Genomic DNA, 13,149 nt, shown 5'->3' on the forward strand with positions numbered 1-13,149 from the left:
CCGGCATTTGTGCGGCCATGACCCATCCAACCCCCAGCTTCATCCGATCCGCTTCCCGTCGAAGCGAGGTCGAACCCTTCCATGCCATGGATATCCTGGCTGAGGCCAATCGTCTGCGCGCTGTGGGCAAACCGGTGATCTCGCTTGCCGTTGGCCAACCGAGTGACCCGGCTCCGCAGGTGGTGCGCGATGCCGCGGCTCAGGCGCTTGCGGAAGGCCGGATTGGCTACACCGATGCCTTGGGCCTGCGTCCGCTCCGCGACGCGCTGTCCGACCATTACCGGCGACATTACCGCGTGGAAGTTCCCGCGGAGCGGATTGCCGTGACCACCGGTTCCTCGGCGGGGTTCAACCTCGCGTTCCTGGCCATGTTCGACCCGGGCGATCGCGTGGCGATCACCGCTCCCGGCTATCCGGCCTACCGCAACATTCTCAAGGCGCTGGGCCTCGAAGTCGTGGAAATCCCACTTGAGGGAATGGCGTATCTAACGGCAGACCGGCTTCGCGAGGTGCATGCGGCCACCCCGCTGAAGGGGCTGCTTTTTGCCAGCCCGGCCAATCCGACCGGCGCCGTCATGCCGGCGCACGCCTTGCAGAAACTGCTCGACGCGACGGCGGAACTGGGCATCGAAACCATCTCCGACGAGATCTATCACGGCCTCTGTTACACGGAAGCAGACACCACGGCGCTGCAGTTCGACCAGAGTGTGACGGTGATCAACTCCTTCTCCAAATACTATTGCATGACCGGCTGGCGGGTTGGCTGGATGGTGCTGCCGGACCATCTCGTGCGGGCGGTGGAGCGCATCGCACAAAGCCTCTACATCTCAGCACCAGAGCTTTCGCAGCGTGCCGCGATTGCGGCCCTGACCGCGCAGGACGTGCTGGAGCCCATCAAGAGTCGTTACGAGGCCAACCGGGCATTTCTGTTGAAGCGGCTTCCCGAGCTTGGCTTCGGAATTGCGGCCCCGCCGGATGGCGCCTTCTACGCCTACTGCGATGTGTCGCGTCTCACCAATGACAGCATGTCCTTCGCGAAAGCGATGCTGAGCGAGTCGCATGTGGCGGCCACGCCCGGCCTGGATTTCGACCCGCAGGAAGGGCACCGAACGATGCGCTTTTCCTATGCCGGCACGCTGGACGAGATGAGGGAAGCAACGGATCGCATCGAACGTTGGCTCCGCCAGCGCTGATTGCGCCATACCGAGAGCGCTCCGGCTGCACCGGATCCCCACCCGCGAACGAAAAAGGCCGGAGCGATGCCCCGGCCTTTTTATTTCCCGAGGGGCAGTGCTTAGAAGAAGCTCTTGCGCTGCCACCAGCCGCCCTTGCGCGGCTTTTCTGGTTCCGTGACATTGGACGTCACGACGGGCTCGCTCGGCGTGTCGCTTGCGCCGGCTCGCCGGCGGGACGCAGGTGCCGCTTCTTCGGCTGAGTCCGAGTTGTCCTGGTCGGCACCATCGGCTTCATGAGCAACCGGGGCTTCTGCAGCGGCATTCCCGTCCGGCTGCGCGTCCGTCACCGATGTTTGCTGCGGCGCCTCTGGCTCGGCACTGGAGGCGGTTGGCTGTTCGCTTGACGCCTCCTCCGCGGGAGCTGCATCAGCGGTCGCCTCTTCCACGGCAGCAGCAGAAGCAGCCGTCTTGCGCGGCCGCCGAGCGCGCGCCCGGGGCGCCTTGACCGGAGCGGCCTCGGCTTCCGCCGCCGGCGCTTCCGCCTCCGCTGCGGCAGGAGCAGCGGGTTCTGCGGTCGCCTCGGCCTCAGGCTCGCCTTCCGGCCGTTCGCCTTCCGGATCGATGCCGGCTGCCGCTTCCGCGGCTACAACATCCGCGTCGCGCTCATCCGACGCTTCGGCCGAACCCTGATCCTCCTCCTGATCATCGCCTGCGGTCGCCAGTCCTTCGCCATCTTCCCGGCGATTGCGGCGGCCTCCACGCTTGCCGCGCCGGCGCTTCTTGTGGTCCTGATCCGCGTCGGCCGCGGAAACGTCGCTGCTCGTGGAGACAGTCTCGCCATCGGCATCAGCATCGACGTCGTCATCACCGGCAGTCGCCTCATCATCCTGATTGGACGCATCGGCCTGCGGCTGGGCATTGTCGCGCTCGCGCCCACCACGACGGCGCCGCCGCCGGCGACGCTTGCGGTCGTTGTCCCGCTCGCCCTGCTCACCCTTGCCGTTTTGGTTGTCGCGCGCTTCGCTCTCGCTTGCGTCCTCATCAGCGTCGACTTCGCTGCTGTCGAACGGCTCCATCTGCGCATCATCGTCTTCTTCTTCTTCGATGACCGTTTCGAAGCTTGGCGGCGCAATCACCACCGGGTTCTCGACGGGCGCCCCCTTGGTGATCGCGTAATGCTGCGAGCCGAGCGTTTCGTCGGCTTCCATGGAAATGCTCAGGCCGAAGCGGCGCTCAAGTTCCACCAGCGTCGAGCGCTTGTGGTTGAGCACGTAAAGCGCCGTTGTGACAGGCGTCCGCACGACGATGTGCGAGCGGTTGTCCTTGAGCAGGTAATCCTCGATGGCCCGGATCACATGGAGAGCCACCGACGAGTCCGAGCGGATGTGTCCGGTGCCGCCGCAATGCGGGCAGGTCTGCGTGGTGGACTCCAGAACGCTGGCGCGGATGCGCTGGCGCGACATTTCCAGCAGGCCGAAATGCGAAATCCGCCCCACCTGGATGCGAGCGCGGTCGTTCTTCAGCGCGTCCTTCATCCGCTTTTCGACGGCGCGGTTGTTGCGGTTCTCCTCCATGTCGATGAAGTCGACCACAATCAGACCGGCAAGGTCGCGCAACCGGAGCTGGCGCGCCACTTCGTCAGCAGCTTCCAGATTGGTTTGGAGCGCCGTGTCTTCGATGGAGTGCTCCTTCGTGGAGCGCCCGGAGTTCACGTCGATCGCAACCAGCGCTTCGGTCTGGTTGATGATAATATAGCCGCCGGACTTCAGGTTCACCTGCGGCTGCAACATGCGGTCGAGCTGCGCCTCGATGCCGTTGCGGGCAAAGATCGGAACCGTATCGCGATAGGGCTGGACCATTTTGGCATGGCTCGGCATGAGCATGCGCATGAAGTCCTTGGCTTCGCGATATCCTTCCTCGCCGGCGACCTGGATCTCGTCGATCTCTTTGTTGTAGAGGTCCCGCACCGATCGCTTGATCAGCGAGCCTTCCTCGTAAACCAGGGCAGGGGCCGTCGACTGGAGAGTGAGCGTGCGCACATTCTCCCACAACCGCATCAGGTATTCGTAGTCCCGCTTGATCTCGGCCTTCGTGCGGCTTTCGCCGGCCGTGCGAAGGATCACGCCCATGCCCTGCGGCACTTCGAGTTCCTTCATGACATCCTTGAGGCGCTTGCGGTCCTGGATGTTGGTGATCTTGCGGGAAATGCCGCCGCCGCGTGCCGTGTTCGGCATCAGGACGCTGTAGCGGCCGGCAAGCGACAGATAGGTCGTCAGTGCGGCACCCTTGTTGCCGCGTTCTTCCTTTACCACCTGCACGAGCAGGATCTGCCGGCGCTTGATGACTTCCTGGATCTTGTATTGCCGGCGATTGGCGCGGCGACGCGGCTGCGCTTCTTCGATCGCGTCCTCGGCACCCACAGACTCGACGTCGTCTTCGCCGGAGTCGTCGTCATTGTCGTCGTCGTCGGTGGTTGAAGGGTCGGAGCGAACATCGGAACGAGCCTCAACAGCATCCGCTTCGTCGGACGATGAGTCGTTTAGATCTTCCGAAACAACATCGCCCTCGATCGCTGCGGCCATGGCAGGACCGGACGAATCATCGTCATCGCTAGCGGGCGGAGTGGCCTCTTCATCTGCTGCAGCGGTATCCTGCGTCGCTTCCGCATCCTGCGGTGAAGCGTCCTGCTGCCGCTCGGATTGATTTTGCTGATCCGTGGCCTCGCCAGCCGCGGCCTCGCCGCCTGGTTGCTCTTCGCCTTCGGTGGGGAGCGAAGTGAACGTGTTGGACAGGAACCCGGTTGCTTCGAATGGCTCTATGTCGGCCAGCGTTTCGCCGCCCGGCTGCGGTGCGGAGCCCGCGTCCGCCGACTCTTCGCCACCGTTGTGGTTCTCGGAAGATGCCTTGTTGTCTTCGTCGCGATGACGGTTCTTGCCGTTGCGGCTGCGGCGGCGCTTGCGCCCAGAGCGCTCTTCCTCGTCGTCGTCGTCTTCGGCTTCCGCAGCTTCGGCGTCTGCCCGCAGCAGGGCCTGCCGATCGGCGACGGGGATCTGGTAATAATCGGGGTGGATTTCGCTGAAGGCCAGGAAGCCGTGGCGGTTGCCGCCATATTCCACGAAAGCGGCCTGAAGGGATGGCTCAACCCGCGTGACGCGGGCGAGGTAGATGTTTCCGCGGAGTTGTTTTTTGTCTTGGGACTCGAAATCGAATTCTTCGATACGATTACCGCGGGTAACGACAACCCGCGTTTCCTCCGGGTGGGAGGCGTCTATCAGCATCTTGTTGGGCATTTTCAAAGATCTCCCCGGCAGCCGGCCACCGGGATGCCCTCAAGGGCGGATCTTCCTGGCTGGCCGACACACGTGTGCCGGACATTGTCACGTTCGCTGTTCGCGAAAGGGACGCACAACCCAATCCGACCGCAGCCAACGCGGCGCGGTTTCCGTCAGACGGGGTTAGAAATGCGTCGAAATCCAATCGCGTGCCTCGCGAATAATTTTCATCAAGCCCAGCACAGGCCGGACCAGCTCGTTTCGCTCACCAGTGAGCCGGCACAGTAGAAAGCCTGGCCGTTTCCTCGAACTCAGGGTTCCGCACGGACTGCGAACACCAAGAAGAAATACTGGGATGACAGCCAAAGCCCGTGCGCACCTGACAGCGCGCTTCACAGCGTCCAACGGAAGCATGCACATCGCGCAGGCCAAGCTTGAACCGGTTGTGCACCGAAGCCGGGCATTGCAGTCACCCACGCTGCTTTTAGGATTGGGCCTGCCTTAAAGCAACCTTTTTTCCCTTCTGGCTCTCTGTTGTCGCCTTCGAGCCGCCGCAAGCTTCAGTTAACCAACGATGCATACTTGTGGTTAACTCTGGCGGCCGGTGCCCATGCGCCTCAAGCCGGCCACTTTCGAGCGAGAACCAGTGCGTGGAGCTGTGTGGAGCGGGACGGGAAGGGCGAATGATCAGCCGCATGTTCGATCGAGCCGCAGGTCGCCTGGGCAAGGGCTTGGCCGCATTCTGCGCGATTGTTTTCCTGTTGAGCTTGCCGGCTGCGGCCGATCCGATCGAACTGCGTGACCTTGCGATTGCCGGCGATTCGCTGAAAACCCGCATGCTCTTCCAGGTCGACGCCGAAACCGAGCCGAAGCTGACGCTGCTGCGCTCTCCTTATCGGCTCGTGATCGATCTTCCGGAAGCGAAATTCCGCTTCGATCACAAGGCGCTGAAGCCGAAGGGGCTCATCACCGGCATTCGCTACGGCGACCTCGGCGAGGGCAAATCCCGCATCATTGTAAGTGCCAAAGGACCCTTCAGGCTCGCCGATTTCGACCTGCTGAAGAACGAGAAGCAGGACGGCAGCAGAATGGTGTTCGACCTGGAAGCTGCCTCGGAACAAGCCTTTGAGGCGCTGCTGGCCGAACAGGCCACATCAACCGGCTCCACCGAGACGGCGGCCCGGGTGGCGAATGCGCAGCCTTCGCAGCAAGCCAAACACCGCTTCACCATCGTGATCGATCCCGGCCACGGCGGTATCGACGGCGGGGCGAATGGCGCAACCGGTACGGTTGAGAAGGACGTGACGCTCGCCTTTTCCCGCCAGTTGCGCGATCTCCTAGTGGAGGCCGGCGAGTACAACGTGGTGATGACGCGCGACGATGACAGCTTTCTGCGCCTCGACGAGCGCGTGCGCATTGCGCGGCAGCATGCGGCAGATCTGTTGATCTCGATCCACGCTGACACGATCAGGCTGAAGTCCGTGAGGGGTGCAACCGTTTACACGGTGTCAGACCGCGCTTCGGACGCGGATTCGGCTGAATTGGCTGATCGGGAAAACCTGTCTGATCAGCTCGCCGGCATCCAGATCGAGGACCAGGATCATCAGGTCGCCGATATTCTGGTGGACCTCATCCGCCGCGAAACGCACACCTTTTCGATGACCTTTGCCAAATCGCTGGTCGGCGAGTTGAAGCAAACGGTGACAATGATCAACAAGCCGCATCGTTTCGCGGGGTTCAAGGTATTGCGCGCCCCGGACGTGCCTTCCGTGCTTCTTGAACTCGGTTACCTCTCAAACGAAGGCGACGAACAGCACCTGCGGGACCCGGAATGGCGGGGAAAGGCGGCAGCCGGAATCGCCGAAGCGATTCGCGAATTTGCTGGCGCTCGCCTCCGAAGCGGCGGTTAGCAAATCGATGTTGCGCGTGCTAACGTTGCACGCGAAGCACAGTGCGGTGGTGAAAGCGCGGGTTGGGTCCGGTATGCGAACGTTGCCGTATTTTGCCCATATCGAGCGGGTTAGTGCGCAAGCACCGAGCAACGCAGAGCGGATTGCATGTGGCCATGGGTCACTCCGCGCGCTGTCGTGTCCTGGACTGGAGTGGGAATGATTAGGCTGGTTGGCTACTTCTTCGGCATCGGCGTGGCGCTGGCGCTGCTTGCGGCTGGTGGCGCTGCGCTGTTTGTCACCAGCATGGCCAAGGAACTGCCTGATTACGAAGTGCTGGCAAAATACGAACCGCCGGTCACAACCCGCGTCCATGCGTCCGATGGCGCTCTCATGGCCGAGTTTGCGCGCCAACGTCGCTTGTATCTGCCGATCCAGGCGGTGCCTGATCGCGTCAAGGCAGCGTTCCTGTCGGCCGAAGATAAGAACTTCTACAATCATCCGGGCATCGACATCGAGGGCATCGCGCGTGCGGCTTATGTTGTGGTCCGCGGCGGCCCGATGCAGGGCGGCTCCACGATCACTCAGCAGGTGGCAAAGAACTTCCTGCTGAGCAACGAGCAGACGATGGAGCGCAAGGTCAAGGAAGCCATCCTTTCCTTCCGGATCGAGCAGGCTTATTCCAAGGACCGGATCCTGGAACTCTATCTCAACGAGATCTTTTTTGGCCTCGGTTCCTACGGGATTGCGGGTGCGGCGCTCACCTACTTCGACAAGTCCGTCAACGAGTTGACCATCGCGGAAGCGGCCTATTTGGCGGCGCTGCCCAAAGGCCCGTCTAACTATCATCCGTTCCGCCACACCGAGCGTGCCATCGAGCGCCGCAACTGGGTGGTCGATCAGATGGTTGAGAACGGCTACGTAACGCGTGAGGAAGGCGACAAGGCCAAGGCAAGCGATCTCGGCGTCACACCGCGGCGCGGCGGCACGTATCTCTTCGCCGGCGAATACTTCACGGAAGAAGTGCGCCGCCAGATCATCGCGAAGTATGGAGAGGACGCCCTTTACGAAGGCGGTCTGTCTGTTCGTACGACGCTGGATCCGGAAATGCAGCGCATGGCGCGCAGCGCGCTCCAGCACGGCCTGATTAAGTTCGACACGCTGCGCGGATATCGCGGACCCGTCACCCAGATCGATGCAACAGGCGACTGGGGCAAGCTGCTCGGCGAGGTCAAGGGACTGGATGACGTGCCTGAGTGGCAGGTCGCCGTGGTGCTCGGCGCCGACCGTGATGGCCTGACGATCGGCCTCAAGCCCGGCCGGGAGATCTCCGGCGAACTGAAGGCCGAACGCGAGACCGGCACGGTCGCCGCAGCCGACATGAAGTGGGCGATGCGCCATGTCGTGAATGGCAAGCGGGTCACTGCAAAATCGCCTGCCGACGTGGTGGCGCCGGGTGACGTCGTCTTCGTGGAAGCGAAAGCCGACGAAGGCGATGCCTATATTCTGCGCCAACCGCCGGAAATCGAAGGCGGCCTTGTCGCCATGGACCCCCACACCGGCCGCGTGCTGGCGATGGTGGGCGGCTTTTCTTATGCGCAATCGGTGTTCAACCGCACCACGCAGGCGATGCGCCAGCCAGGCTCATCCTTCAAGCCGATCGTTTACGCGGCGGCGCTCGACAACGGCTATACGCCGGCTTCCGTGGTCATGGATGCGCCCATTACTATTCGCATCGGCAATTCGGTCTGGGAGCCGAAGAACTATGGCGGCGAGTCGGCAGGCCCTTCCACGCTGCGCGCGGGCATCGAACGGTCGCGAAACCTGATGACGGTGCGGCTAGCGAACGACATGGGCATGGAACTGGTTGCCGAATATGCCGAGCGTTTCGGCGTTTACGACAAGATGGCGCCGCACATCTCGAACTCGCTCGGTTCGGGCGAAACCACTGTGATGCGCATGGTGTCTGCTTATTCCGTGATGGCGAATGGCGGCAAGTCCATCAAGCCGTCGCTGGTGGACCGCATCCAGGATCGCTATGGCCGCACCATCTTCCGGCATGACGAGCGGACCTGCGAAAACTGCAACGCGCAGCAATGGGAGAACCAGCCGGAGCCGACGCTGATCGACAACTCGGAGCAGGTGCTGGATCCGATGACCGCCTACCAGATCACCTCCATGATGGAGGGCGTGGTTCAGCGTGGGACGGCAACGACGGTGGCCGAGCTCGGTCGCCCGATTGCCGGCAAGACCGGCACGACCAATGATGAGAAGGACGCCTGGTTCGTCGGCTATACGCCGGACCTCGTGGTTGGTCTCTACATGGGCTACGACACGCCCAAGCCGATGGGCAAGGGTGCAACGGGCGGCGGCCTGTCGGCTCCGATCTTCAAGGAGTTCATGGCACAAGCGCTGGAAGACAAGCCAATCGTCGACTTCCGCATTCCCGAAGGCATGAAGTTGATTGCCATTGACCGGAAAACCGGCATGCAGGCGGCTGAAGGGCAGGCGGGCACGATCATGGAAGCCTTCAAGCCCGGCACGGCGCCGGCTGACAGCTACTGGGTGATTGGCATGGATGAGACAGCTTCGGAGCAGTCGCAACAAACAATCTCGCCGTCCGCAAACCGGGCAATCGTTTCGGGCGCGGGCGGCCTTTACTAGCACTCCGAGCATTACAAGGAGAGGGCGTCCGCTCTGCTGGGCGCCCTTTTGCTTTACACACTGCGGGCCTCTCCCTATGGTCCGGCCGAATCCAAAACACATGAAACGGGTGGCGCATGCGTGCCGAAACGCAATCGATTGTCGACGAAATCAAGCAGGGCGTGGGCCTGCTGAGGAGGCATCTTTGACTGGGATCAGGCTCTCAAGAGACTAGATTACCTCAACATGCGCGCCGAAGATCCGGCGCTCTGGAACGACGCCCAGGAAGCCCAGAAGCTGATGCGCGAGCGCCAGGGGTTGGAAGACAGCGTCAAGGCGATACGCGGGATTACGCAGGCGCTAGAGGACAATATCGGGCTGATCGAGCTCGGCGAAGAAGAAGGCGACGCCAGCATCATCGAGGAAGCGGAAGCGGCGCTGCGCTCCATGCGCGGCGAGGTTTCCGCGCGCCAGATCGAGTCGATGTTGTCGGGCGAAGCCGACGCGAACGACACCTACCTGGAAGTGCACGCCGGCGCTGGTGGCACGGAAAGCCAGGACTGGGCGTCGATGCTGATGCGCATGTATACGCGCTGGGCAGAGCGCCGCGGCTTCAAGGTCGAAGTGCTTGAAATCCACGACGGCGAAGAAGCCGGCATCAAGTCAGTGACGCTGTCGATCAAGGGGCACAACGCGTTCGGCTGGGCAAAGACGGAGTCGGGCGTCCATCGCCTCGTGCGCATCTCGCCCTATGACAGCAATGCCCGCCGCCACACGTCCTTTGCCAGCGTCTGGGTTTACCCGGTGATCGACGACTCCATCCAGATCGACATTCCGGAATCGGAAGTCCGCATCGATACCTACCGCTCGTCGGGTGCCGGCGGACAGCACGTCAACACCACCGATTCCGCCGTGCGCATCACCCATATACCGACGGGCATCGCGGTGGCCTGCCAGATGGGGCGATCACAGCACCAGAACCGGGCAAAGGCCTGGGAAATGCTGAGGGCACGCCTTTACGAGGAAGAGCTGAAGAAGCGCGAAGCCGCTGCCAACGCGACGGAAGCGTCCAAGACCGAAATCGGTTGGGGACACCAGATCCGCTCCTATGTGCTGCAGCCCTACCAGCTGGTGAAGGATCTGCGCACCGGGCATGAAAGCACCAGTCCTTCGGATGTGCTGGACGGCAAGTTGGACAGCTTCATGGAAGCGTCGTTGTCCGCCAAGATCAATGGCGGCGCAGCCGAGCCCGTGGCCGACATCGATTAATCTGTCGACATGCGACGGCGGCCCCCTGCGGCTGCCGTTGCGATTAAAGGAAGGCCGCGACCTGCTTGCCCGCCTTGATGAAGCGCAGCGGGTCGACCGCCTGACCGTTTCTGCGGACCTCATAATGCAGGTGCGGCCCGGTGGACCGCCCTGTGCTGCCCGCCTTGCCGAGCAGGGCGCCGCGCTCGATGGTGTCGCCGACCTTCACGCCGATGCGACTCAGATGGGCGTAGCGTGTCGTGAAGCCTCCCTCATGCGCGATTTCCACCATGCGGCCATAGCCGCCGGCCCAGCCGGCCGCGATCACCGTGCCTGGCGCCGTCGCCCGAACTGGCGTGCCGACCTTCGCCCTGAAGTCCATGCCTGAATGCAGGGCGGCTGTGCCGAGGAGCGGATCGCGGCGCAAGCCGAAGCTCGAGGTGATCGGCTGACCCGGCGCAGGATTGGCGATGGGCAAATTGCGGGCGCGATCCTTCACGTCATCGAGGCGACGCAAGGCAAGGTCCAGTTCGCGCACCCGCGTGTTGAAAATCTGCTTCTTGTCCGCAACGACGAGCGGTCCACCCAGGTCGCTCTTGCCGTAGTCGACATCAATCTTGAGGCCCGCCGCCGCGAGGGCCTCGGAGATCGCGCCGGCGGTTTCCGAGGCATCTTCGGCCAGAAGAGCAAGCTTGTTCAACTGATCCTGTTCGATCGTGCGAAGCGACTTGTTGATTGCGAGAAACATCTTGTCGGCTTCATCGGCCTGGCTCACGCTCGCGGTCCGCGTTTTCCAGAGCGCGGCGATCTGGACTGGGCCTGAAGCGGCGCTTGCAAGCTGAGAGGTGGATTGCCGGAGATCCAGGCTCGCCTTCTTGTCGAGCGTCTCGCTACCGGACTCCTTGTCGGCGTCCCCCAGGCGCTCCAGAATGGGACCAAGCTGTCCCTGGCGCTCAGACAATTCTGTTTGCCGCTTCAGGAGCTCGGCGACTTTGGTTTCCATCAGTTGCTGGTCAAGCAATTGTCGGCTGGTGATCCGGTCAACCTGGGTCCGCAGCGCTGCGATGCGGTCCTCGTAGGCCTGCTGCATCCTGGCTTGCCGCGCGACGCTCGCGCCAATGAGGTCGTCGCGCAGTACGAGATAGGTTGTGGCAAGAAGATAGCCCACCGCCAGCGTAGCGACGGCGCAGCCGATCAGGGCTGCCATCCACGGACGCACCGTGAAATGGCGGACGCTGTCGCCCTTCGCGATAATAATCGTGTGGGGCTCTTTGCGCCGACCAAATGTCGTTTGGTTCGATGAGCGTTGCACGATGCTGCGCACCCAATCTGGTGGAGTGAGCAACAGTTACACACCGTTAGGGTTAAGATTTCTTTTCCTCAAAGAGGTCGTCGCGCGCGAACAACGAAAAAGGCCGGCAAATGCCGGCCTTTGGATCAAAGGAAGATCAGCAGAAGAATGATGATCGGGATCGGTATGCCTAGCATCCACATTCCGAGACCTTTTAGCATCCGGGCTCTCCTTCTTCTTGGCGGATCACGATTGCGAGACGGGAAAACGCCTGTTGGCGGCTGTGGTTCCGGCAGCTCAAGCCTTCAGCCTTTCCGCGTGCCAGCGCAGGTGATCGTCCATGAAGGTCGAAATGAAGAAGTAGGAATGATCGTAGCCGTCGCGCATGGTGAGTGTGAGCGGAATGCCTGCATCCGCGCAGGCCTTTTCAAGCAGCCAGGGCTGCAATCCGTCGTCGAGGAAGCCATCGGCTGCGCCCTGATCGACGAGCAACTCGGGGAAGCGCTTCCCGTCTTCGATCAGCGAAACCGCATCGTATTCCCGCCAGGCGTTTCGATCCTCGCCGAGGTACTTGGTGAAGGCGTCAATGGACCAATGGGCAGTGCTTGGATGCACGATCGGCGCAAAAGCCGAACAGGAGCGGAAGCGATCGGGATGTTTCAGGGCGATGGTCAAGGCACCGTGTCCGCCCATGGAGTGACCGAAGATGCCTTGCCGCTCCATGTCGGCTTGCGGAAACTCTTCGGCGAGCAGGGCGGGTAGTTCGTCCGTTACATAGGTGTACATGCGGTAATTGGCGCTAAATGGCGCTTGCGTGGCATCGAGGTAGAAGCCGGCGCCGCACCCGAACTGCCAGCTGTCCTTCTCATCCGGCACACCTTCGCCGCGGGGGCTTGTGTCCGGGCACACCACAATCACGCCAAGTTCCGCGGCAAGCCGCCGGTACTCGCCTTTGTCCATCACATTCTGATGCGTGCAGGTCAGGCCTGACAAATACCAGAGCACCGGCGCCTTGCGGCCCTCCGCGACCGGTGGCGTGAAGACCGCGAACGTCATCTCGCAGGCCGTGGATGTCGCATGGTGGGAATAAACGCCCTGAATGCCGCCATGGGCTTTGGCCGTAGAGATGGTTTTCATGGCTGATGAGGATCCTTATGCCTTCGCCGCACGCAAGGCGCGCCGCACGGTTTGATCAAGCGCGCTCAGGAAGGCGGAGCGGTCTCTCGCCGAGAAGCCGGGATTGAAGCCCTTGATCTCGCCTGTTTCGCGCAGGTGCTGTTTCAGGTCGCGCATGGCAACAGCCATTCCGATGGACTCAGGAGTGAACGGGCGACCGGTGGGGCCGAGTACGTGGACACCCGCTTCAACGCATCGCGCGGCGAGCGGGACGTCCGCTGTGATCACCACATCGCCTGCCGTCACATGCTCGACGATCCAGTCGTCGGCGGCATCGGCACCTTTCGGAACCACCACATGCCGGATCATGGGGTCTCTTGAAGGACGAAGGCCACCGTTGGAAACAAAGGTCACAACAAGCTCGTGTCGCTCGGCGACGCGAACGACTTCATCCTTCACAGGGCATGCATCGGCATCGACATAGATGCCCGGAGCGCCTTGGCCCGCCATTCCTG

The 13,149-nt window shown here is 62.3% G+C and carries 8 protein-coding genes; 4 read left to right on the forward strand and 4 right to left on the reverse strand.

The window, feature by feature from the left end:
• Nucleotides 1-17 precede the first annotated feature (17 nt).
• Nucleotides 18-1,193, forward strand: a complete 1,176-nt coding sequence (locus J5Y06_RS13475) for a pyridoxal phosphate-dependent aminotransferase (protein ID WP_245247842.1) — start codon at nucleotides 18-20, stop codon at nucleotides 1,191-1,193.
• Nucleotides 1,194-1,294: 101 nt separating this feature from the next.
• On the opposite strand, the gene J5Y06_RS13480 is transcribed toward J5Y06_RS13475, so the two are convergent.
• Nucleotides 1,295-4,465 carry an Rne/Rng family ribonuclease gene (locus tag J5Y06_RS13480; RefSeq protein ID WP_209335702.1) on the reverse strand — a complete coding sequence of 1,057 codons (3,171 nt, stop codon included), beginning with the start codon at nucleotides 4,463-4,465 and terminating at the stop codon, nucleotides 1,295-1,297.
• A gap of 665 nt (nucleotides 4,466-5,130) precedes the next feature.
• Here J5Y06_RS13480 and J5Y06_RS13485 point away from each other — a divergent pair.
• From J5Y06_RS13485 to prfB, 3 genes are all read left to right on the forward strand, one after another.
• The gene (locus J5Y06_RS13485) at nucleotides 5,131-6,357 is read left to right on the forward strand and encodes an N-acetylmuramoyl-L-alanine amidase (protein WP_209335703.1); all 1,227 of its coding nucleotides are present in this window, start codon (nucleotides 5,131-5,133) and stop codon (nucleotides 6,355-6,357) included.
• 198 nt (nucleotides 6,358-6,555) lie between these two features.
• Nucleotides 6,556-9,000: a penicillin-binding protein 1A gene (locus J5Y06_RS13490; RefSeq protein ID WP_209335704.1), complete on the forward strand. Its 2,445-nt coding sequence runs from the start codon at nucleotides 6,556-6,558 to the stop codon at nucleotides 8,998-9,000.
• 116 nt (nucleotides 9,001-9,116) lie between these two features.
• A protein-coding gene (gene prfB / locus J5Y06_RS13495) for a peptide chain release factor 2 (RefSeq protein ID WP_209335705.1) occupies nucleotides 9,117-10,248 on the forward strand; the annotation gives its coding sequence in 2 pieces (ribosomal slippage) (nucleotides 9,117-9,182 and nucleotides 9,184-10,248; 1,131 coding nt in all).
• A 43-nt stretch (nucleotides 10,249-10,291) separates the two neighbouring features.
• Here the strand turns inward: prfB and J5Y06_RS13500 are convergent.
• From J5Y06_RS13500 to J5Y06_RS13510, 3 genes are all read right to left on the reverse strand, one after another.
• Nucleotides 10,292-11,539 (reverse strand): M23 family metallopeptidase, encoded by a 1,248-nt coding sequence (locus tag J5Y06_RS13500; protein WP_385932098.1) that lies wholly within the window; start codon nucleotides 11,537-11,539, stop codon nucleotides 10,292-10,294.
• A 276-nt stretch (nucleotides 11,540-11,815) separates the two neighbouring features.
• Nucleotides 11,816-12,655: an S-formylglutathione hydrolase gene (fghA, locus tag J5Y06_RS13505; RefSeq protein WP_209335707.1), complete on the reverse strand. Its 840-nt coding sequence runs from the start codon at nucleotides 12,653-12,655 to the stop codon at nucleotides 11,816-11,818.
• Nucleotides 12,656-12,670: 15 nt separating this feature from the next.
• Entirely contained in the window at nucleotides 12,671-13,144 is a 474-nt protein-coding gene (locus J5Y06_RS13510; protein WP_209335708.1) for a YaiI/YqxD family protein, read from the reverse strand.
• Nucleotides 13,145-13,149: the final 5 nt, after the last annotated feature.

It is taken from the genome of Tianweitania sediminis, assembly GCF_017813335.1.
GTDB lineage: Bacteria > Pseudomonadota > Alphaproteobacteria > Rhizobiales > Rhizobiaceae > Tianweitania > Tianweitania sediminis.